General features: G+C 61.6%; 20 protein-coding genes and 1 pseudogene. 3 read left to right on the forward strand and 18 right to left on the reverse strand.

Annotated features, from left to right (window positions below; all coding sequences use genetic code 11):
* Positions 1-74: 74 nt before the first annotated feature.
* The 8 genes from HNQ60_RS19080 to HNQ60_RS19115 all read right to left on the reverse strand — a co-directional run bounded on the left by HNQ60_RS19080 (position 75) and on the right by HNQ60_RS19115 (position 8,756).
* On the reverse strand, positions 75-548 hold the full coding sequence (locus HNQ60_RS19080; protein ID WP_184334345.1) for a hypothetical protein: 474 nt from the start codon (positions 546-548) through the stop codon (positions 75-77).
* A gap of 431 nt (positions 549-979) precedes the next feature.
* Positions 980-1,537, reverse strand: coding sequence for a DUF411 domain-containing protein (locus HNQ60_RS19085; protein WP_184334346.1), 558 nt, complete (start codon positions 1,535-1,537; stop codon positions 980-982).
* 200 nt (positions 1,538-1,737) lie between these two features.
* Positions 1,738-4,884 carry an efflux RND transporter permease subunit gene (locus HNQ60_RS19090; RefSeq protein WP_184334347.1) on the reverse strand — a complete coding sequence of 1,049 codons (3,147 nt, stop codon included), beginning with the start codon at positions 4,882-4,884 and terminating at the stop codon, positions 1,738-1,740.
* Positions 4,885-4,896: 12 nt separating this feature from the next.
* Positions 4,897-5,862, reverse strand: coding sequence for an efflux RND transporter periplasmic adaptor subunit (locus HNQ60_RS19095; RefSeq protein WP_184334348.1), 966 nt, complete (start codon positions 5,860-5,862; stop codon positions 4,897-4,899).
* 19 nt (positions 5,863-5,881) lie between these two features.
* Positions 5,882-7,165 (reverse strand): TolC family protein, encoded by a 1,284-nt coding sequence (locus HNQ60_RS19100; protein WP_184334349.1) that lies wholly within the window; start codon positions 7,163-7,165, stop codon positions 5,882-5,884.
* 74 nt (positions 7,166-7,239) lie between these two features.
* Complete coding sequence (locus tag HNQ60_RS19105; protein WP_184334350.1) at positions 7,240-7,620, reverse strand: hypothetical protein; 381 nt, start codon at positions 7,618-7,620, stop codon at positions 7,240-7,242.
* Positions 7,621-7,691: 71 nt separating this feature from the next.
* Entirely contained in the window at positions 7,692-8,051 is a 360-nt protein-coding gene (locus HNQ60_RS19110) for a DUF3703 domain-containing protein (protein WP_221304294.1), read from the reverse strand.
* A gap of 33 nt (positions 8,052-8,084) precedes the next feature.
* Positions 8,085-8,756 (reverse strand): cation transporter, encoded by a 672-nt coding sequence (locus HNQ60_RS19115; RefSeq protein WP_184334351.1) that lies wholly within the window; start codon positions 8,754-8,756, stop codon positions 8,085-8,087.
* Positions 8,757-8,832: 76 nt separating this feature from the next.
* On the opposite strand from HNQ60_RS19115, the gene cadR reads away from it, so the two are divergent.
* Positions 8,833-9,318 (forward strand): Cd(II)/Pb(II)-responsive transcriptional regulator, encoded by a 486-nt coding sequence (gene cadR, locus HNQ60_RS28355; protein ID WP_184334352.1) that lies wholly within the window; start codon positions 8,833-8,835, stop codon positions 9,316-9,318.
* Between the two features lie 4 nt (positions 9,319-9,322).
* On the opposite strand, the pseudogene HNQ60_RS19125 reads toward cadR, so the two are convergent.
* Together HNQ60_RS19125 and HNQ60_RS28140 are read right to left on the reverse strand one after the other, a co-directional pair.
* Positions 9,323-9,931: pseudogene (locus HNQ60_RS19125) on the reverse strand (class I SAM-dependent methyltransferase); the annotation flags it as partial.
* A 74-nt stretch (positions 9,932-10,005) separates the two neighbouring features.
* A complete protein-coding gene (locus HNQ60_RS28140) occupies positions 10,006-10,947 on the reverse strand; it encodes an AraC family transcriptional regulator (protein ID WP_184334354.1) in 942 nt (313 codons plus the stop codon).
* 323 nt (positions 10,948-11,270) lie between these two features.
* On the opposite strand from HNQ60_RS28140, the gene HNQ60_RS19135 reads away from it, so the two are divergent.
* Complete coding sequence (locus tag HNQ60_RS19135) at positions 11,271-12,053, forward strand: sterol desaturase family protein (RefSeq protein ID WP_184334355.1); 783 nt, start codon at positions 11,271-11,273, stop codon at positions 12,051-12,053.
* A gap of 39 nt (positions 12,054-12,092) precedes the next feature.
* Here the strand turns inward: HNQ60_RS19135 and HNQ60_RS19140 are convergent, their stop codons facing one another.
* From HNQ60_RS19140 to HNQ60_RS19175, 8 genes are all read right to left on the reverse strand, one after another.
* Positions 12,093-12,695, reverse strand: coding sequence for a hypothetical protein (locus HNQ60_RS19140; RefSeq protein WP_184334356.1), 603 nt, complete (start codon positions 12,693-12,695; stop codon positions 12,093-12,095).
* Positions 12,598-13,323: a carboxymuconolactone decarboxylase family protein gene (locus HNQ60_RS19145; RefSeq protein WP_221304295.1), complete on the reverse strand. Its 726-nt coding sequence runs from the start codon at positions 13,321-13,323 to the stop codon at positions 12,598-12,600. The genes HNQ60_RS19140 and HNQ60_RS19145 overlap by 98 nt, the downstream gene beginning before the upstream one ends.
* Positions 13,323-14,090: a methanethiol S-methyltransferase gene (mddA, locus tag HNQ60_RS19150; RefSeq protein WP_184334357.1), complete on the reverse strand. Its 768-nt coding sequence runs from the start codon at positions 14,088-14,090 to the stop codon at positions 13,323-13,325. Before mddA ends, HNQ60_RS19145 begins: the two co-directional genes overlap by 1 nt.
* Before the next feature lie 95 nt (positions 14,091-14,185).
* The gene (locus HNQ60_RS19155; protein WP_184334358.1) at positions 14,186-16,804 is read right to left on the reverse strand and encodes an ATP-binding protein; all 2,619 of its coding nucleotides are present in this window, start codon (positions 16,802-16,804) and stop codon (positions 14,186-14,188) included.
* A gap of 10 nt (positions 16,805-16,814) precedes the next feature.
* Positions 16,815-17,936: a cysteine desulfurase family protein gene (locus tag HNQ60_RS19160; RefSeq protein ID WP_184334359.1), complete on the reverse strand. Its 1,122-nt coding sequence runs from the start codon at positions 17,934-17,936 to the stop codon at positions 16,815-16,817.
* Entirely contained in the window at positions 17,933-19,183 is a 1,251-nt protein-coding gene (locus HNQ60_RS19165; RefSeq protein WP_221304296.1) for an MFS transporter, read from the reverse strand. Before HNQ60_RS19165 ends, HNQ60_RS19160 begins: the two co-directional genes overlap by 4 nt.
* 2 nt (positions 19,184-19,185) lie before the next feature.
* Positions 19,186-19,920, reverse strand: coding sequence for an MBL fold metallo-hydrolase (locus tag HNQ60_RS19170; RefSeq protein ID WP_184334360.1), 735 nt, complete (start codon positions 19,918-19,920; stop codon positions 19,186-19,188).
* 3 nt (positions 19,921-19,923) lie between these two features.
* Positions 19,924-20,598, reverse strand: a complete 675-nt coding sequence (locus HNQ60_RS19175; protein ID WP_221304298.1) for an ArsR/SmtB family transcription factor — start codon at positions 20,596-20,598, stop codon at positions 19,924-19,926.
* A 185-nt stretch (positions 20,599-20,783) separates the two neighbouring features.
* Here HNQ60_RS19175 and cueR point away from each other — a divergent pair, with 185 nt between their 5' ends.
* Complete coding sequence (gene cueR, locus HNQ60_RS19180; protein ID WP_184334446.1) at positions 20,784-21,236, forward strand: Cu(I)-responsive transcriptional regulator; 453 nt, start codon at positions 20,784-20,786, stop codon at positions 21,234-21,236.
* Positions 21,237-21,297 lie beyond the last annotated feature (61 nt).

Consider the following 21,297-nt stretch of genomic DNA (forward strand, 5'->3'; position numbering starts at 1 on the left):
CCGGAAGCGCGACCTCGAGATCCAGTTGCAAACGCGTGGCCTTACTCATCGAGGGTCTTCCTCTCAGCGGGCGTTCAGGGATGCGCCTCGTGGCCGAGCGCAGACAAAGTCGCCATCGCGCTGCGCATGAGCGTGACAAGCATGCCTTGGTTGTCGGGGCCGGAGAGCAGCAAGACTGTTGTGTCATAGCGGGCAATGAGCACCGCCGATGAGGACGGCGCCGCGCTCATAAAGCGCGCTTCGGTGCCAAGGCCCCGCAGTGGGTCGGCAGATCGACCATCGGGAAGGAGGCGCTGCAGCTCTCGCGAGAATCGATCGCGCGCTTCTGCCTCAGAGCCAAGGCGTATGACGGAAAGAGAAGCTATCGTGCCCTGAGATACGTATCGACACGAGTCGACACCATCGTGCTCTTGCGGCTTCGCTCGGACCGGAATCGAGAGGAACTCCGAGACGACCCTGGCCGGAAGAAGCTGGCATGCCTCTGTCGAACTGGCCCGCGCTTGACTGACGAATATTGCTGCCGCAGTTACCAGGATCCATCGGGTCATTGTGAGCCTCCTGCGGAGCTGTAGTAGACGCGCTCGCCACGTTCATCGTGGCGATAGAGCCGATGGTTCTCGGCGAACACGAGACATCGATCGCGTGCCATTTGACACTGTTGCTCGCGCTCTTCAGCCAGTCTCTGCTGTTGCGAACTCCCACTTGAAGACACAGGCGTCTCCAGGCGAGTCCCGTCGGACTTCCAGCCCACGCGTCGTAGGCACGCAGAGACGGATTGGTTGTCTGGAGAGAGGGCGAGACGTCGATTCAAGCGCCCCGGTTGCTGCATGCGGCAGGCATGCAATGCGTCTGAGAAATTGGTCGCCTTCTGTGGATCCAGGCTGCGGACCGCGACGGAGGAGCACGCGCTCATACAAGCAGTGAATGCAAGCACCAGAAACAGAGTGACCAGAGGTCGTCGAAGTATTCTGTTCATGCGTCAGCCCCGGGCGTTCCTCGTCGGTTGCCAAGCCAGCGAATGCCCGTGTACGTCGTACAGCACCGATGGCGTGGCGGATGGGTCGGCATCGCGAACGGTACCGACGGCATGCTGCGGGCTCGCATCCTGAGCAATGCCAGCCGCCTCGGGGTGCTCGCGGTTGAGCCGCGCGAGATCCGTGGCCCGTACGTGTCCCTCGACGAAGTAGCTGAGGTACTGGGCCACATGGCATCCATTCAGCGGTTCAGGGGTATGAAGACGGCGCCGTACCGGTGCTAACGTGTCGACTTCCCGAAGTCGAACGACGTATCCCCGGTTCTCCAGCTCGCGTGCCCAGGCGAAGGCACATCGACAGCCGTGGGTGCGATAAACCGTCACCAGTTCCTGAGGCTCGATACCCAGGAGGGCATCGCAGTACGAAAGTCCAGCGGCGATTCCTGCGGTAATCGCTGCGCAGCCGGCGACGATCGCCAGCGACCGATACGGCAGCACCGCTGCCTGAGTACGCGCTCTGACGAACTGTGGGGAACGCGTCTGCCGTGAGTGCGAACGTGGCATGAATGCGGCCCTTCAATGCAGCGCGAAGAGCGCTGGAATTTCAGTCGCCGCCCGGAGGTCGTCGATGGCGTGAACAATCGACTCAAGGCACATCCATTGCATCGCCAGCTTGCGCAGCCCGGTCGCTCGCTCAGGTGACAGTGGTTGCTCTACAGCCATTGGCGCAGACCCCCATTGCTGGACGACTGATGCGGCGCTCCTCAGTGCGACTGATGGAGCGCCGGCTCCGCAGCGGGCACCGAGGCAGCCTTGCGATAGGCCATTCGGTAGAGTCCCGGCAGCACAAGCAACGTCAGCAAGGTGGAAGAGATGATTCCGCCAATGACAACCGTGGCGAGCGGACGCTGGACTTCCGCGCCGGTGCTCGTATTGAGTGCCATCGGGAGGAAGCCGAGGGCCGCCACCAGCGCGACCATGAGGATGGGCCGCAGACGCAGCATCGCGCCCTCGCGAATGGCGGTATCGATGCTCGCGCCAGCGTCAAGTTTGTCGCGGAAAGCGGAGACCATGACGACGCCGGTGAGCACCGCCACACCAGACAACGTGATGAAGCCCACGCCGGCAGTGATGGACAGCGGTATGTCGCGCAGCCACAGTGCAATCACGCCACCGGTCAACGCGAGCGGCACACCGCTGAAGACGAGCGCAGCGTCCTTCGCCGAACCGAACGTGAGCAGCAGCAGGGCAAAGATCATGAGCAGCGTTACCGGCACGAGCAGCGTGAGTCGCTGTGAGGCGGATTCGAGCTGTTCGAACGTACCGCCGTATTCGAGCCAGTAGCCTGTCGGCAACTGCACCTCCTGGGCGATCTTCGCTCGTGCCTCGGTTACAAACCCACCCAGGTCCCGGCCGCGTACATTGCTGGACACCACCAGGCGTCGCTTGCCGTTCTCGCGGCTGATCTGGTTGGGACCGGGTGCAAGCTTGAGCGTGGCCACTTCGCCAAGCGGCACATAGCCGCCAGCGGCCAGCGGGATGGGCAGACGCGACAGACTCGCGATGTCGCCGCGCTGCTGCTCGGGCAAGCGCACGATGACGGCGAAACGCTGGTCGCCTTCGAAGATCTGTCCCGCTTCCTCACCGCCTGTGGCAGCGGCGAGCACGTCCTGCACGTCCGCCACATTCAGTCCGTACCTGTACAAAGCGGCGCGATTGGGCTCCACGGACAGCACCGGAAGGCCCGCGACTTGCTCGACCTTGACACCATCAGCGCCGTCGATGCTGTTCAGGACGCGTGCAATGGCATTGCCCGCCTTGAGCAACTGATCAAGGTCATCGCCATAGACCTTGATGCCAAGATCGGAACGAACGCCCGAAATCAACTCGTTGAAGCGCAGCTGAATCGGCTGACTGATTTCAAACGCATTGCCCGGAATGGCTTCGAGCTTTTCCTCGATCTCGCGGACGAGGTCCGACTTCGGCCTCTTGGGATCGGGCCACTCCTCGCGATCCTTCAACATGATGTAGCCGTCGGAGATATTCGGCGGCATCGGATCCGTCGCGACTTCGGCGGTACCGACGCGCGAGAAATACGTGCGTACCTCTGGCATGTCCTTCACCGCTCGCTCCAGCTGGAACTGCATCTCCAGCGACTGGGACAGGCTCGTCCCGGGAATGCGCAGCGCCTGGACGGCCAGGTCGCCCTCATCGAGATTCGGAATGAACTCCGATCCCATGCGTGACCCGATCCAGCCGCACAACACGACAAAGCCCACGGCGGCGGCCAGCACGAGCACACGGAAGCGAAGCGCAGCTTCGAGCACAGGAGCATAGAGATTGCGCGCACCGCGAACGATGGCGTTCTCCTTTTCCTCGATCTTTCCGTTCAGGAACAGAGCGACGGCGGCCGGAACGAACGTGAGCGACAGTGCCAGCGCGGCAAGCAGCGCGATGATTACGGTCATGGCCATCGGCCGGAACATCTTCCCTTCGACGCCCGTGAGCGCGAGGATCGGCAGGTTGACAAGAATGACGACGAGGACGCTCACGAGACTCGGGGTAAACACCTCGCGCGTCGCCTGGAACACAGTCTCCATGCGCTCGTGCAGGTCAAGCAGTCGTCCGACGCGGTGCTGCCGCTGCGACAGGCGCAGGATGCAGTTCTCAACGATGATGACGGCGCCGTCCACGATCAGGCCGAAGTCGAGTGCGCCAAGGGACATGAGATTTGCGCTCACCTTGGATTGCACCATTCCCGTCATCAGCATCAGCATCGACAGTGGAATGACCATGGCGGTAAGCAGAGCCGCTCGCACATTGCCGAGCATCAGCAAGAGAACAGCAACGACGAGGATGGCGCCCTCGAGCAGGTTCTTCTGTACGGTGGCGATCGTTTTCTCGACCAGAACCGTTCGGTCGTAGACGGGATCGGCCGTGATGCCAGCGGGCAAGGTCTTGTCGATCTCCGCCAGCTTTTCTGCCACAGCTTTCGACACTGTGCGGCTGTTCTCGGCGATCAGCATGACCGCCGTACCGAGGACGGTCTCCTCACCGTCGCGAGTGGCGGCGCCCGTGCGCAACTGCTTGCCGTAGGCGACGTCGGCGACATCGCGAATCGTTACGGGAATGCCGTTGCGATGAGCAACGATGATGCCTTCGATGGAAGGGATATCGGCGACCTGGCCGGGCGAGCGAATGAGGTACTGCTCGCCATTGCGCTCGATGTATCCCGCGCCGATGTTCGCGTTGTTTTTCTCGAGGGCGGCGACGAGATCATCGAACGTCAGTCCAAACGCAAGGAGGCGTGCGGGGTCAGGGGTGACGTGATACTGCCGTTCGTAGCCGCCGATCGTATTAACTTCGGTCACGCCGGGTACTTGGCGTAGTTGCGGACGAATGACCCAGTCCTGCAACGTACGAAGAGCAGTGGCGTCGTAGGGCTGTCCATTCGGTTGCCGGGCACTGGCATCGGCATGCACGGTGTAGAGGAAGATTTCTCCAAGGCCTGTAGCAATCGGACCCATCTCCGGCTCGATGCCATCCGGCAACTGACTCTTGGCCTGCTGAAGGCGTTCGTTGATCAGATTGCGAGCGAAGTAGATGTCGGTGCCGTCCTCAAATACCACGGTGACCTGGGAGAGGCCGTAACGGGACAGGGAGCGTGTGTATTCGAGATGCGGCAGGCCCGCGATCGATACTTCGACGAGGTAGGTGATGCGCTGCTCGACTTCGAGCGGAGAATAGCCGGGCGCCTGAGTATTGATCTGCACCTGGACATTGGTGATGTCCGGAACAGCATCGATAGGCAGTCGCTGGTAATTCCAAACCCCGATGCCGGCAACCACAAGCACCAGGAATACGACGACCCAACGCCGCGCGATCGACAGTCGCAAGAGAGAATCAATCATGACTGCGATCCTTTAATGACCATGCTCGGCGGAGCCTTTACCCAGCTCCGCTTTGACGATGAAGCTGTTCGCGGCGGCATAGGTCTCTCCCGCCTGCAGGCCCTGCGTGATCTCGACCCACTGTCCGTCGGTGCGGCCGCTCTGTACCGGTCTTGGCTCGAAACCTTCGTCGCCGCGCACAAACACCACGGTGTTCTCTTCCCAACTCTGCAGCGCGTCGCTGCGTACTGCGAGAGGAACCGGGCTCTGCGACAACGTGACATTCGCGGTCACATACAACCCTGGTGCCCAGCGTCGTTCCTTGTTATCCAGCAACACCCGCGCGGTGAGCGTTTGATTCGCGCTCGTTCCAAAGGGCGCGACATACACGATCTTTCCTTCGCCCTGAAGTCCGGGATCGCTGGCGCCCACTTGTACGATCTGGCCGACCTTGACCTTCGCGATGTCGCGTGGGAACAGCGACAGCTCGACCCACACGGTGGACAGGTCGGCGATGGCGAACAGAACCTTCTCGCCGGTTTGCTCGCCGGAATTTGCGTTACGGGCGATCACGGTACCGCTGAGTGGCGCCACGACAGGGTAGGTCTGCAGGCTTTCGTTGCTCTCGACCGTGGCGAGCGTTTCGCCCTGGCGAACCTCATCGCCGATCTTCTTCGAGACGTTGCGGATGATTCCCGGAAAGCGCGCACCAACGTCACGCACACGTTCGGCATTCGGGGCAATGGCTCCGTAGACGGGGAGGGTCTCGCGAATGGCCGCGGGACCCACTTGTTCGAGACCGATGCCAGCTGTCTTTACCTGCTCCTCGCTAAGCGCGACGCGACCTTCGCCACTTTCCTCGTGCTGGTCGCCATCCTCCTCATGGCCTTCGTCTTCCGCCGAATGTTCGGCAGACGCGGACGGCTTCTGCGGGGCAGATTCGGAGCCGCATCCTGCGAGGGTGACGAGCAATGCAATCAACATCACCTTGGTGTTCATCGGAGTGTCCATATGGATTTCATGGGGTGGGCTGCGTTAACGCAGCGCTCGTGAGTCGTTCAATTTCAGCGAGCATGCGGTGATAGTCTGTCGCTGCATCAATCGCAGCGGCACGTAGTGCCAACAGCTCTTCCTGCGCAGTCGCGAGTTCGAGGAACGAAAAGCGCCCGCGCTCGTAACCGTTGCGTGTCTGATCCAATGCTTGCTGAGCTTGAGGCAGCGCCTCACCACGCAGCGTTTCAACGCGTGTTCTTGCTGACTGAATCTCTTCGTAGATCGCCCGCAGACTGGCGCGTGCGCGCACTTGAGCTGCGTTTTTCAACGCCTCTGTCTGAGAGAAGCGTGCCTGTGCCTCGCTAATGGCGCCCTGATTGCGATCAGAGATTGGCAGCGGCATGGAGAAGCCTGCGACCAGCGCTGCATCGTTGGTTCCCTCGAACCGGCGGACGCCGAGACTGAAATTCAGATTGGGCCGAGCCTGAGCGCGCGCGAGCCGCAATTCTGCGTCGCGAAGACGGCCTTCCGTGGCAAAGAGCAGGAAGTCCGGCGATTGATCGAGCTGTTGCATCAGGGAGGGGAAGGAACCCAGGGGACGCAGGTCGAACAACTCCGCGCGCGAACTGGTGAACGTGGGTTCGGGATTGCCCCACAGCGCAGACAACGCATAGCGCGCTGTGCGCAGTTCGCTCTGAGCCTGCTGTTGTTCCACCCTGGCACGAGTGAGGGCAATGCGGGCACGGCTGCGCTCAGCTTCCGGCGATCTTCCGGCGTCGACGCGTGCGCCAATCGCATCCAGCGTCTGCTGTGCAAGGTTCACAGCCTCGGCTTCGAACCGGACGCGTTCCTGTGCCGCGGATACATCAATGAATCGCCGTGTGACCTCCGCGAGAACATCGAGTTCGCGTGCACGCCGCTCGATGGTTACGGTGTCAAGATCAGCCTCTGCGACCGATCGACGCAGTGCTCGCTTGGATCCAAGTTCAATGACCTGGCTCAGGCTCAGCGTCGTCTCGAGAGCGTCCACGCCGCTGTAGTTGCCGCCACCCGCAAAGTTCTCGAGCTCGATCCCGAGTTCTGGGTTGGGACGCAGTCCAGCCTGGACGATGCGCGCCTGGGCAGCATTGAGGTCGTACGTGCTGGCGGCCAGATCCGGGTTGCCGCGCAGAGCGGCTTCTATCGCCTCGGCAAGCGTCAGCTCGCCTTGAGGATTTGGCGGATCGGCCGCGTGTACGGGTGCACTGCAAAGCAGCGCCATGAGGAACAGGGCCCACGCTTCGCGAGCGCGTGCAAGAACAGCAAACATTGCAATGCCTCCTGGCGGCAGGCACTCGTCGGTGCCAGCCGTTCGTTACGAGAAACGAAACAACAGTGGGAGGCTTAGCAGGGTGGCCCGCGGGATGGCGGACGCAGATCGAAAGCGGGGGTCAGATCCGGAATCTGGACGAAGACTGGGGGAGCAACGGACCGCTCGACGGGCAGCACTATGGCTAGAACGTAGGTCTCGAGCAGCGGCAGCGGGGTATCGTCGAGGGTATTGGCCTTGGTGATTGAAAGCGCTGCCGACAATTTGACGTCACGGTCGTTGTGACCGCTTTCATCTTCAGTGCCGTCATGCATCGGCACATCCGTTACATGCAGCGCGGCCCGTGGTTCTTGGCCGTCCAAGCACATGTGCAAATGTGCGTTCGCCATCCGGACTGGCAGCAGCGCGATGGCGAGCAGCCAGATGAGGGCAGCGAATTTGGAACGACGGAACATGGCCGGAGTATGCCTCACGTGGACAGCAATTCACATCAACAACGTGTCAAGCTTGTTAAGCAGTTCTCGAATCATGTGGCTTTGCGCTCGCTGGACAGCAACTCTCGTAAGTCATCGGGCAGCGGCATCTGTCTGAAGGCGCTAACGTTTGCTCGTCCGGTGTTACCCAGTGGTACCCAAATCCAGGTGAACAGCGCGGCCGCTACGATTCTTAAGGATTGGCCCACAACCTCCTGCACGTGGCATTGTCGCCAGGCAAGTCGCAACATCGCGATGTGAGCAGCTACATGCAACACAGCATGGCGTTGACCAATGATGTGCGCCGCTTCCAGGCACGAGAAGGCGGCATCCATTCGTCCAGCGTTTTCGTGGTCACGAGCCATCTGGCGGAATGCCCAGTACGCCGTCACCGTTGAAGAATCCTCACCCATCCTCCTGACTCCCCGTCTGCGAACCTTGATCGTTCATGTGTGCACCCGGCGGGCATCGCGGCGTGTTTCCCTGTCTCGGATGTCATGCGCGCGAACCTCAACGATTTCTTGACGCGCCTGCACAATGACGACCTTTCCTGCCGCAATCGCCAACGCGCCCATGAGGAGCGCGACAAGCAGGTCAGGCCACGCCGACTGCGTCAGCGACACCGACACCGCGGCGGCTATGACTGCCAGGTTGCCAATTGCATCATTACGGGAACACAGCCACACCGAGCGCATGTTGGCATCGCCTTCCCGGTACTTGTAGAGCAGTACAGTCACGAGGACGTTTACGGCCAGCGCCAGCAGTCCTACGAAACCCATTGTTGCCGGATGGGGAGTGAAATCACTTAGCGCACCCCATGCTGCTCGCCCGAGCACCAGCAGTCCGAATGCGCCCATCGTCAGGCCCTTGAGCAATGCAGTGCGGGCTCGCCAGAGCGCGCCCATCGACAGCGCAAACAACGACACGGCGTAGTTGCCTGCATCGCCGAGAAAGTCGACCGCATCGGCAAGCAGCGATGCCGACTGAGCTCGATGGCTCGCCACGATCTCCACGAGGAACATCAGTGCATTGAGGGCAAGTGCAACCCAAAGCACGCGCCTATAGCGTATGGATAGAGTCTGATCGGGCCGACACGCGCTGCTGCAACACGATTCCATGGATGCTCCGCGGAACTTCGCTGATAGAATTTGAAACCCTGTAGCAACTCCAGAGTCAAGCAGCGGCGGAGATCCCATGAAAGGCAAGCAGATTGGAGTGCTGGCGCGTGAACTCGATGTGCCCATCGAGACCATTCGCTACTACGAGCGCTGCGGTCTGATGGACAAACCGGAGCGAACGGAAGGCAACTACCGGGTGTACGCAGGCGCCCAGATTGAACAGTTGCGCTTCATCATCAATTGCCGTCACCTCGACATGGAACACGAGGAGATTCGCGGCTTGCTGAAGCTTCGGGCTCAGCCGCCACGCGACTGCGGCGAGGTAAACGCGATCATCGATGGGCACATCGCGCACATCGACCAACGCATCGCCGAGCTGCGTAAGTTGTCCCGGCAACTGCATAAACTGCGCGAGTCGTGCAATGCCGTTAGCTCTCTCGATAGCTGTCGCATCATGGACGTCTTGGGGACAACCTCGACTGTCGAGAAGCGTTCAACTCGTACGGTCGGGCATCCTGCCGGCAAGGCTGCAACGCGTCGTCGCCTTCGTCGGGTTTCGTAGAAGCTGGCCGCGCACGACCTTCGTACATGAATGTCATCGCCTTTGGACCTCTCATGTAGCCCGTGTCGATCTTGGTGATCGTAAATCCACCCTGCTCGATGAGCGCAGGGATCGGGCGATTCAAATGGCAACCGCCGCCGATGCATTTCCATACTGGTGTGAGCCGGTCCTGCCACTTGCGAACGCGCTCCTCAGGCGCTTGCCCATGTTCGACGAACAACAACTGGCCGCCTGGCTTCAGCACACGATGCATCTCTCTCAGCGCTGTCGAGAGATCCGGAATTGAGCACATCGTCCAAGTAGTCACGACCGTGTCGACGCTGTGGTCTTCGAGTGGGATCGATTCGGCGGAAGCCTCGACGAAGTCCGTCGCGATCGACAAGCCCATCGCCGTACGCCGAGCCATCGCAGCCAAGCGCTGAGCAGGTTCCAGCCCAACGATCTCGCGAACTCGCGTTGGATATAGAGCCAAGTTGAGACCCGATCCGACGCCGATCTCGAGCACTCGTCCGGTGGCCGAAGAAAGTGCGCGCTGTCGATACGGCAGCAGATCGCGATTGCGCATCGACAGGTTGATGACATGCGGCAGGACGTGGTTCCCGTAGAAGCTCATGGTTAGATGCTCCGCTGCGAAATGAACCAAACACGGAGCGCCCACGCGTGCACTCGGGTACGCCGGAATAGGTTCTATGTGGGCGTCGCTTCGCTCAGTTGGTCGCGACGGGACCGATATCCTGATGGTGTGACGCTGTATCTCTCCTTGAATGCACGATTGAACGCCACAACCGATCCGAACCCCGCTTCGAGTGCGATCGTCAAGATCGGGATCTCGTCCTGCGCCGGGTCGCTGAGCCGCTGGCGAACTTCCTCGAGCCTGAAAGCATTCACGTACGCTGGAAAGTTCTTGAACCCGAGCCGCCCATTGATGACTTTGCGCAGTTTCTTTTCCGGTATGCCGAGTTTCGCTGCGAGCGGCGCAATCGCGATGCCGGCGTCGCGATAGGCGCCGTTTCGAGTCATGAGATCTTGCAACTTGGCAACCAGTTCCTGCTCTCGATCGCGCACCGAGAGCGGCGCCGGCTGTACCTCTGGCGACGTACTGGGTAGCCAGCCGAACGCCGATCGTGTTGAGGGCGACACGTCGAGCACAACGCAGGCCAATCCGAACAGCAGCGCCGCAAGCAAGATTGCATTCAAGAGCAGCAATCCTTGGCTTGCTGGGGTTGCGCGCAGGAACAGCTCGACGATCAGAACCGCCATGCTATACCCGCCGCAGAGCACGAGGATGACGAGCCGCAATCGCCGGCGCGCCTCGACGAGATCCTGGCGCCAGCCTCGCAGCACGTTCACCAACGCGGCCGCGACGAACCCGAGACCCAGCAGCGAGTGGACCGTCACGATCGCTGTGTGCCAGGTTGGGTCCGAGGTCGCTCCCCCAACGATCGTCACGCCAACCAAGGCAACGGCAGCGGCCAGGGCGAGCGGAGAAAGGGCGAACTCATCATCCATGATCGAGAGGGTCCAACCCCAGAAGAAGAAGGGTACGCCGCTTGCGAGCCACATGGCCGGACTGAGCCACGTTCCCGTGCAGATGCGGAAGGAGCCTGAGCAGCCAAGGTAAGTGGCCACGCCCACACAGAGCGCCGCACCAAATACTCTGCTGCGAACCGTCGCATGACTTGCTCGGAGCAGCGCGACAGCCAGGATCAAAGATGCTGTGGCCGCCACGGTCCGCACGATGAGTTCGATAGCTGTCATAGCGCCTGCATTCTGTCCCGCGTCGATAGCGAGCGCTGGTCGTTTTGCGTGCCGTCTCTGGTCGAATCCGGAAAGTTGAGCACTTCCGCCCGTTCAGAGCAGACGAACCCTGGGTAAGGGGTCATCGTCGGCCGCACCAAGGCCCTTCGGCCTCATCCGGGAGCACGCCTATGGATCTGATCTCTTCTTGTATCTTGGCCCTGGTCGCCCCGTGGCCGTCCATCTTCGCGTTCGATTTTGGACGCTACCTGGTCGCCGCCGCGATTGTCAGCGGCGTCATTGCCGCCATGCCGCAGCGGTTTCTCGATCTGCGTCGCATCCGAGCCCGACTTCCGAAGCTGAAGCAGCGTCGGCGCGAGTTCAGGCATTCGGTGAGCACCGCGCTGGTCTTCTCAATCATCGGCATGGGCATCTACTACGGCGTCGAGTTTGGAATATTTCGTGTCTACTCGGAGATTGCTGAATACGGCTGGCTCTACGGAATGGCGAGCCTTGTCCTGATCGTGGCCGCGCACGATGCGTACTTCTACTGGATGCACAGATGGATGCATCGCCCGTCGATGTTCCGGCGTGTTCACCGCACGCATCACTTGTCCGTGGCGCCTACTCAGTGGGCGGCCTACTCATTCTCCATCCGCGAGGCCCTTGCGCAGGCCGCATTCCTTCCGGCGTATCTATTGATCGTTCCGACGCACGAAATCGTGCTGTTCATGTGGATGGCGCATCAGATCCTGCGCAATGTCGTCGGCCATTGTGGAATCGAGCTCGTGCCCAAAGCATGGCTGGCCACCTGGTGGGGCCGTTGGATCACGACGACCTTGCATCACGACATGCACCACGAGCATGGACGGTGCAACTACGGCCTGTACTTCACGTGGTGGGATCACTGGTGCGGTACCGAGCATCCTGAGTACTCGCGGCGCATGAAGGAATTGATTGCGGTGCTCGACCGGGCTACGGATGTTCAGTCGTGGTGAGGGGAGGGGCGGCGACCGGAAGAGTCGCCGCCCCGTGGGTCACTTCGACGGTCCGTCGTGCGCGTCGCACGACACGTTCGCGTGCCAGTTGACGAACGTGCCGGTCGGGTTGTCCTTCCACGCCCACACGTGCAACGTGTAGAACGCGTCCAGCCCGTAGCGGTTGGGGGCCGAGTAGTAGTGGAATTTCTGGCCGTTCAGCTCGGGCGCCTCGTTGTGGTTCGCGTGCCATGCTTTGGCGTCGACGATGTAGTCCGCGCCAATCAGCCGTGGGCGACCGCCCGGTGTTGGTTCGTAGATCACGATTTCGGGTTGGTAGGCGTCGATCTTGCCGTCCCCGTACAGCGTCAGGTTCACATAGTGCAGGCCCATCGCTCCCGAGGAGTCGCCGCTGACGCAGCCGAACATCAACTCGTAGTGATCGCTCTCGGCGACCTCGACGTCGCGATATTTCGCGGTCACCTGGCGCACGATCTTGACCAGCTCGTTTGTCTTTCGGCGCTCGCCGCCCGAATGCTGCTGAGCCGTTGCAGCTTGCGCGTGCTCATCGTGAGCGAGAGCTGACGAAGGAACGGTTGCGGCGGCCGCGAGCAAGCCGAGCGCGCAGTACGGCAGATGCGATGCAAGTTGTCTGGGTTTCACTGTGAGTCTCCTGTTGTGGGGGAATCCGATGGCCTGACGGTGTTGATGAGCTGCACGGCTGCCGGTCGCCCGTAGGTACCTCGGCGCGTACCGGCGGCGGCGCTGCGGCAACGAGTTCGTGGTCTGGCAGCGTGCCGAGCGAACCACTGACGGTGGAGAAAGCGAGTCGGAATGCCACATGCACGGTTGCCTCGAAGATCTCGCGATCCGACAGCCCGACCATGCGCATCTGCTGTATGTCGGTCGCGTTCGTCGAATTGGGATCGCTGACGATGCGCTCGGCCCAGCGTCTGAGTGCGATCTCGCGCGCCGTCGATGCGGCTGGGTCCATACCTCGCAAGACCTCGGCAACTGCAGATGCACCGCGTAACCCTGCGAGCCTCGTACCCCAAGCGAGAGAACAGTAGGGGTCACCCAGCGCACGCGCCGTGGTACACACGAGCAGCGCAATCTCTCTCGGCGTGAGACTTGTGCCTGCGAGCAGCTGCTGCCGGACGAGCGCGAACGCCTCCGCCACATCGGGACGCCACGCCCATGCGCGTTCCAGGTTCATCACGTAGCCGGTCTGCGCGCGGTCGCGCTCGAGGTACGCCAGCGCGTCCGTGCTGGTTGGTTCGTTCAGAAACATCAGCGCTGTGCTCCGCGCGAAGGCGTCGTCGTGCGTCGAGCCGACCAAAGCCGAGGCATGAGCATCGGTGTGCTGCGGCGATAGGCGACATAGTCGTTGCCGAAGGCATCGACCAGATCGCGCTCTTCGAACCGAATTGCGATGAGGATGTACGCCGTCGTCATGACCGCGAAGACCAGGTGCGCAACTGTCATCGTGGGAGCCGCCCAGAAGATGATCAGCCAGCCGATGTAGAGCGGGTGACGCACGACCCGGTAGAGGCTCGGTGTCCGAAACTGCGGCGGCCGGTAGCTCCTGCCCGTGAAGTGGCGCCAGACCTGCGCGAGACCGAACAGATCGAAGTGATCGATGAGGAAGGTCGTATAGAGAAGCAACAGCCAACCGAACGCGTACAGACCGATGATGGCCGTGCGTCCCGAGCCCTCAGGAACGCTCCATAAGACGCCGCCGATCGGCTCCCAGAAAATGAATAGTGCGATCAGCGCGAGCGAGCTCGCCAGGACGTAAGTGCTGCGTTCCGCCGCTTCAGGAACGATGCGCGTCCACCAGTGCTTGAACGCGGGCCGCGCCATGATGCTGTGCTGAAGCGCGAAGGCCGCAAGCAGGCCGAGGTTGATCGCCAGCGCCTGACCCAGCGGGCGAGTGGGAGCGCCGTCGAGTAAGGTCGGCGTGGCGAACCCGCCGATGAAGCCGATCGCGTAAACGAACACGCCGAGGAACACGGCGTAGCAAAGAACACCGTAGAGAAAGATTCCGATGCGCGACATTGCCGTCTCCTTCGTGACTTCGACCTGCGAGACAGGATGAAGCGTCGGAGGCGGACCCACATCGGACGAGGCGCCTAATTCACATCGAGGGGCGCCTAATTTTCATGCTCGCCGAGCAGACCGCGCTGACGCGCTGCGGTTGCCGCTTCGTGGCGACTGGACGCACCGAACTGCGCGATGATGGCCGACACATGGTGTTGAGTCGTCTTCCGTGAAATGTACAGACGGTCGGCGATCACGGCGTTGCTGAGCCCTTGGCCCAGGAGCGAGAGCACCTGAGCTTGTCTGCGGGTGAGTCCGACCGGGTTCGCGCGCGTCTGCGCACTGGGTCCGCGGGGTATCGACCGCGCGCCGCGCGCTCGCATTCGACGGCGGAGCAGAGCCGCCGCGGGCGTTGCCCCAAGGCGATCGAATAGAGCCAGCGCCTCGACCTGCGCTACGTCATCACCCATCGAAAGAGCAATCGCCTGCTCGTAGGTGCAACCCATAGCTTCCCAGGCTGTGGCCGCGTCACGCCATCGTCCCTCGATGTGCGCGCGATGCGCAGGGCGCAGGCTGCGCATGATTTCAGCCGGGAGGTTGACCGGCTCACCCAGGATTCTCAACCACAATGCCGTATCCGCAAGCGCCCACCGTTGGCCCTGCGCACAGCATGCCGTTTCGAACGCGGCCCCGAGGCGATCGAGTGCATGAGGACGAGGTAGACCGAGCCACAGTGCTTCGGCATCCACCACGGCGAGGGGTGCGCGCCGCATGATGTCTCTTCCAGAAGTCGGCATGGCGCGTAGTTCGTCGAGCACACCATCTTCCGCGACGCCCGTTCTGATGCGCGCGCGCGCGAGGGCAATGATTGCGTTGAAGCGCGGTGTACCGTGCGGATAGGGCCCGCACAACACGAACTCTGCCTCGCACATAGCCTCTTGAATGCGTCCCAGGTCCACGAGTGCAATCGCACGAGTGCCCCGCATGTAGGCTTCGAGCGGCGCGTTATCCCGAGCTGCTGCGACCTTGATGCCCTCATCGAAGTAGTCAGAGAGCGCTTCATAACGGTGGTCGGCGGTCATCATGTAGGCGAGATTGGCGTACATCCGTGGCAACAGGTCGGGCGCACCGCGTTGCCGCGCTTCAGCTATCGCCGAAACCATGTGCGGAACACCGGCTGCCACGTTCGACGAGCATCGTGCAGTCGTGGCATTGGTGAGCGCGTGGAGGTAGATGTCCCAGCGTTCCAGTGCTTCCGCCCGCGCCATTGCTTCGAGCGCTCGCGGAATCGCCAGGTCGTTTCGATCCGCGAGCATGTCCAGCTGCGATTGTGTGCTCAGCGCCATCGCGTACTGCCATGTCTCGCGATGCTCACGCAGGATATCGAGCGCGTCCTGCACTTGCTGCTCGGCCCTTTCAGGGTGACCGAGATGCCAGAAAAGCCGAGCTGAGATTCGCAATGCATTGCCTAATCCGACTACGTCACCGGCGCGCTTGCGTGCGTCAATAGCCTTCGTTACGGCTGCAAGCGACATCTCGAAGCTTCCGCATTCGTCACCTGTCTCGGCCTGCCGCTCCAGCAGATCGGCACGCTCCTGATCGGAAAGCCAGTGTCCATGCTCAACTGCGCGGGCGAGATGCTGAACGCTTTCCCGATGCGCACCCAGCGCATCGGCCTCATCCGCTGCGCGGCGTGAGTAGAGGACAAGATCCTCGGCAGCACCGGCTTCTTGCGCATGATGTACGAGCTCCGCGGCCCGGATGCCCTCCCGCGCTTTAAGCAGATCGAGTGCAGCGGCATGCAGTTCGCGCCGGCGTAACGGAGCCATTGCTTCGTGGACCGAACGCCGCGCCAGCTCATGACGGAACGCGAGTGTCCTTCCAGAGCTGTTGAGCATGCCGGCGCGCATGCATTCCTCGACGCCGGCACACTCCTGGTCGCCGGCAAGCAAGCGCAGCATTTCCTGATCGATCTGGCGGGGGAAGATGGATGCACAATCGAGCGTACGCCGCGCAAGTGCACTCAGGCATAACGAGCGAGCCAAGGTTGCTTCTCGCACACTATGAGGGACTGCCGATCCATCCGTTGCCAGAAATTCCGTGACGTGGAAAGGATTCCCGCCGGTCAGCGCAAAAAGCTCGTGTGCATTGCGGCCAGTAGAGCCAGCCAGCAGAGCGATGGCGTCCGCGGACAGCGGCTCCAGCACGATCCGGTCTCGACAATCGCGCGGCATGTCGACCCACAGTGCGGCGAGGCGCGATTGCGACGCAGGCTCATCGTTCCGAAACGTCACAACAATCAGGATCGGTGCGGTGCGGACGCGGCGGCTGAGATAGCGCAATAGATCCAGGGTGGCGTCGTCTGCCCAGTGAATATCCTCAATCAGCAGCAGCCCGGGCGGGCGGCCAGAAGTCAGCAGGCGCAGCAGAGCCTCGAAGGTCGCGAGCGGACTGGTCGAGGAGAGAGCGAAGCGACCCTCGCTATCACGTGCGATATCACGAAGGGGCCCCAGTGGTTCGGGAGTGGTGAGATGCTCGCACCCGCCTACGTACACGCGTGCATCGCGCCGATGCGCGTCGAGGAATCCGACCGCGAGCGATGTTTTCCCGATCCCAGCCTCGCCCTCTATGGAAACAACCTGTCCGTATCCATTGCGCGCTGATGCGAGCCCCAGCTCGAGTCGAGACCGCGGCGCTTCGCGCTCCAGTAATGTCGTTTGATGGCCACGCATGTCGCATCCCTCATGGTTGCCCCACGATCTCCGTCATGCGGTCGATCGTGGTCTCGATTTCCTCGCGGGTCGTGCCTCGTCCGAGGCTAAAACGTATGGCCCCCATCCCGGCAGCGGCTCCGACGCCCATGGCGCGTAGGACTGGGGACAATTCAACCCGCCCTGAATGACACGCGGAACCTGTCGAGGCCGCCACGCCTTCCAGCGCGGCGAGCACCTCGGCGCCCGCGCGCCCGACGACGGACACATTCAGCGTGTTCGGCAGCCGATATTCGGCGTGACCGTTGAGCACGATTCGGTCGCCTAACCGCTCGCGCAGTGCGTTCCACATTCGATCGCGCAGTTCACGCGCGCGTTGTGTCCACGAGAGGTCCTCAGCCAGCGCACAGGCAGCGCCCAGGCCGGCGGCGAGCATCACGCTCTCCGTCCCCGCACGCCGTCCGCTCTCGTGCCCGTGCCCATGAATCACGGGTTCGAGACCAATGCCCGAGCGCACGTACAGAGCACCCACCCCCTTGGGCCCATAGAGCTTGTGACCTGCGACCGAGAGAAGGTCTGCACCCAGCTCATTCACGCGCGTTCGGATCTTGCCGACGGATTGGGCGGCGTCGGTGTGAAATAACACGCCGCGGCTGCGTGCTATGCGCGCACATTCTTCGATGGGCTGGATCGTGCCGACTTCGTTGTTTGCGTGCATGACGCTGACCAGAATCGTGTCGGGCGTGATGGCAGATTCCAGATCCGTCGGATCGATACGGCCCGTGAAGTCCACCGGCAAGTAGGTCACGCGCGCGCCCAGCCGTTCCAGAAATCTGCACGGCTCAAGGATCGCAGGATGCTCGACAGCGCTTGTGATGATGTGAGCCGCGCGATTCCCCTGCGCGAAGTACAGTCCCTTGAGAGCGAGATTGTTCGATTCGCTGCCGCCGCCCGTGAACACAATTTCCTGAGGCAAGCAGCCGAGGAGGGCGGCGACGTGGCCTCGACTCCGGTCGAGCCGCCGCTTGGCCGAAGCTCCCGCCCAATGTGCGCTCGACGGATTGCCGTAAGCCTCCGTCGCCGCCTGCATCGCCAGTGCGACGCTAGGTTCGACTGGTGTGCTTGCGTTGTAATCGAGATAGATACGAGTCATCGGGTGGTTACCTGCAGTCTTGCCGGAAGTGTCTCGCGCATGCGAAATGCGACTACTACGCCCGATGCGAAGGTCACAGCTGCAACCGCCGCTATGGCCGCCGAAAGTCCCAATGCATCGGCAATCGCACCTGAAAGGATGGCGCCGAACGCGTATCCAAGATCACGCCAGAGCCGATAGACGCCGACGGACGACGCCCGCCAGGACGGGTGCGTCACGTCGCTGATCGCCGCCAGCAGGGTCGGATAGACCATCGCTGTCCCGACTCCGAGAAGAGCGGTTCCGATGAGTGCGTGGGTCATGCCGTTGAAAACGAGAACGAACGCGATACCGACGGCCTGAACCCACATGCCCGAAGCAATGAGCCACTTACGCCCGACACGGTCTGACCACGCGCCGGTCACCAGTTGCACGATGCCCCAAATCGCGGGATACATCGCAGCGAGGATGCCGATCTGCTGGAGGCTCATCTGCTGCGCTGCGAACCACAGCGGAAAGAGTCCCCACGCCATTCCGTCATTGAGATTGTTGACGAGACCGGCTTGGGTCGCGCTCGACAGATTGGGATCCGTGAAGGTAGTACGCCGGAACACTTCTGCTTGAGACGGCGTTTGCTCCAAGCGTTTCGACGTGGAGGCTTCGAGCGCAACGTGGCCACGCGTTTCGCGCACTGCAAGGACGGATAGCAGAAGGCCCAACACCGCGTAGGCAATGCCGAGATAGAAGGGCTCTGGGCGTAACCCGAACCTCTCGGCAATCGTTGCTGTCGCCAAGGCGCTTGCCGCCAAGGCGACATACCCGGCGAACTCGTTCAACCCAAGTGCAAGTCCGCGTTGCTTCGGCCCTGCCAGATCAATCTTCATGATGACGGTCACGGACCAGGTAAGCCCCTGACTGACTCCGAGCAGCACGTTCGCCGCGACGATCCAGTCCCAGGTGGGACCGTGCATCAACAGCAGCGGCACCGGCAGGGCGACAAGCCAGCCGAGCACCAGGATGCGCTTGCGGCCGAATCGATCCGCGAGGCGTCCCGCGAGATAGTTCGTTGCGGCCTTTGTGATTCCGAATGCCACGATGAACGAGAGCAGAGCGGTCCGAGCGGCAATGCCAAACTCTTGCTGAGCGATAGCAGGCAGAATGCTGCGCTCCAGCCCGACCATCCCGCCGACGAACGCGTTCACAAGCACCAGAAGCGAGAACTGCACCCAGTTCTCGCGCAAGCCAAGCCGGATGCTTGTCGCGGCCACTGTTACACCGGAGGACTGCTGCGATTTCGGCGCAAGATGTCCTGCATCTGCGCAGGCTTCGGTGGCACGTCAGAGATGGCTTCGATGAAATCTTCCACTGAAGCGCGCAGGAGCGGATTCCACCGTTTCTCAAAGGCAATCGTGCTGGACGGTTTTCCGCTCATTCCCGCGCCACAGCTCGAGCCCGCGAAATGAGCCGGATAGATCTCGAGATCGTCCGGCAACGTCAGCAGCTTTGTGTGCAGGCTGGCAAAGAGATCCCGCGCGCTTTCACGCGCATGCCCCGGCAGGTCTGGTCTTCCGACCGCGCCGACGAACAGCGTGTCCCCAGTCAGGATGAACCACGGGTCAGGTCCGCGCCGCAAATCCTTTACGAGCAGGCAGATGCTCTCAGGCGAGTGGCCCGGTGTGTGGAGAACAAGGGCACGCGTGTTGCCGAGATCAATCTCCTCGCCATCCTGAAGAGGAGTGATGGGTATGTTTACATCGGCTGACTCATGCAAGCAGTACGAGGCGCCGATTCGGCGCGCGATGTCGGCGCCGCCGGAACGATGGTCGGCGTGCACGTGGGTGTCGATCGCATGCGTGATGCGCATGCCCTTGGCTGTCGCGAATTCGATGTATGCATCCACATCTCGTGCCTGCGGATCGACGACTGCACACTTGCCGAGCGTGGCGCAGCCGAAGACGTAGGAGGCGCAACCGGTATCGAAGTAATAGAAGGGCCGAAAGATCATGGTTCAGTCCTCCGACGCAGATTTCTCGATCTTCCATCCACGCGCGCGCCAATCCATGACGCCTTGTTCCAGCCGCTGCGCACGGAACCCTCGCTTGCGCAACAGTTCGACGGCCTCGATGGCCATGACGCACTGTGGGCCACGGCAATACGCGACGATCTCGCGATTCTTCGGAAGGTCGGCCAGCTGTCGTTTCAACTCACTCAAGGGAACGGATCGCGCGCCGGGAATGTGCCCGGCTCGATATTCCAGCTCTGGCCGGACATCGAGCACAGTGACTTCACCCTTGCGAACGCGCTGCATGAGTTCTTCCCCGGATACGCGCTCGAGTTTGCCGCGAGCCTTCAGGTAGGCCTGCATGATTGCGCCGACTTCGGCGAAGCGGGCTTCGGCCAGCTCACGCATGGCATGGACGAACCTGAGGACGCCCTCATCCGCGAGCCGGTACTCGACAAACAGGCCCTGCTTTTGCGCATCGACCAGCCGGCTGGCCAGAAGGACCTTCAGGTGTTGCGATGCATTAGCGACAGTGAGTGCGGCCTGATCGGCGAGGGCTTCTACGGTGCGAGGGCCCTGGCACAGCAGTTCGAGCAGCTCGATCCGCTTCGGGGCGGCCACAGCCTTGCCGATGCGCGCGAATTGCGTGTAAACGCCGTCCTTCATCTCGCGTGCTTTCACTTGGCAACCTGTATATTCAAGTAGTCGATTGAATACTAGAATATGTCGAGGTCAGATGTCGAGGCCCTCGATGGTTGCTCCCATGAAGGGGTGGGACTCTCGGTGGAGAGTACCTACGCATTACCCGGACTCTTGACCTTCCTACAGTGGCAAGGTTCATCATTGCCCTGCAACCGAGAGGCATCATGTCAGCGAAATCACTTCCGGAACTCGCCGCTGCAAAGCAACAAGGGCTCTACAGCATCGGCCGTGCTGCCGAAGTCTCAGGCGTTACGCCCAAGATGATCCGGCACTACGAGTCTCATGGATTGATCCCGAAGGCCGCTCGAACGTTGGGTGACTACCGGGTCTACAAGGAGTCTGAAGTACACGCGCTACGCTTCATCCGGCGTGCCCGAGGTCTGGGCTTCTCGATGAATGAGATTTCCGGCCTCCTCAGCCTGTGGCGTAACCAACGTCGTGCTAGTGCGGAGGTAAAGCGGCTTGCCACCAGGCACATCACCGAACTCGATGCGAAGATCGAGGAGCTGCGCTCAATGCGCGCCGCGCTCGCCGATCTCGCTTTGAATTGTCATGGGGACGACCGGCCCGAGTGTCCCATCCTCGACGATCTCAGTCGTCTTCCTCCCGTCGAATGAAATCGCAGGTCCGAATATGAAACATCAGCATCACCCGCACTCAGCTACCAACGAGACGAAG

Source organism: Povalibacter uvarum (assembly GCF_014202975.1).
GTDB classification, from domain to species: domain Bacteria; phylum Pseudomonadota; class Gammaproteobacteria; order Steroidobacterales; family Steroidobacteraceae; genus Steroidobacter; species Steroidobacter uvarum.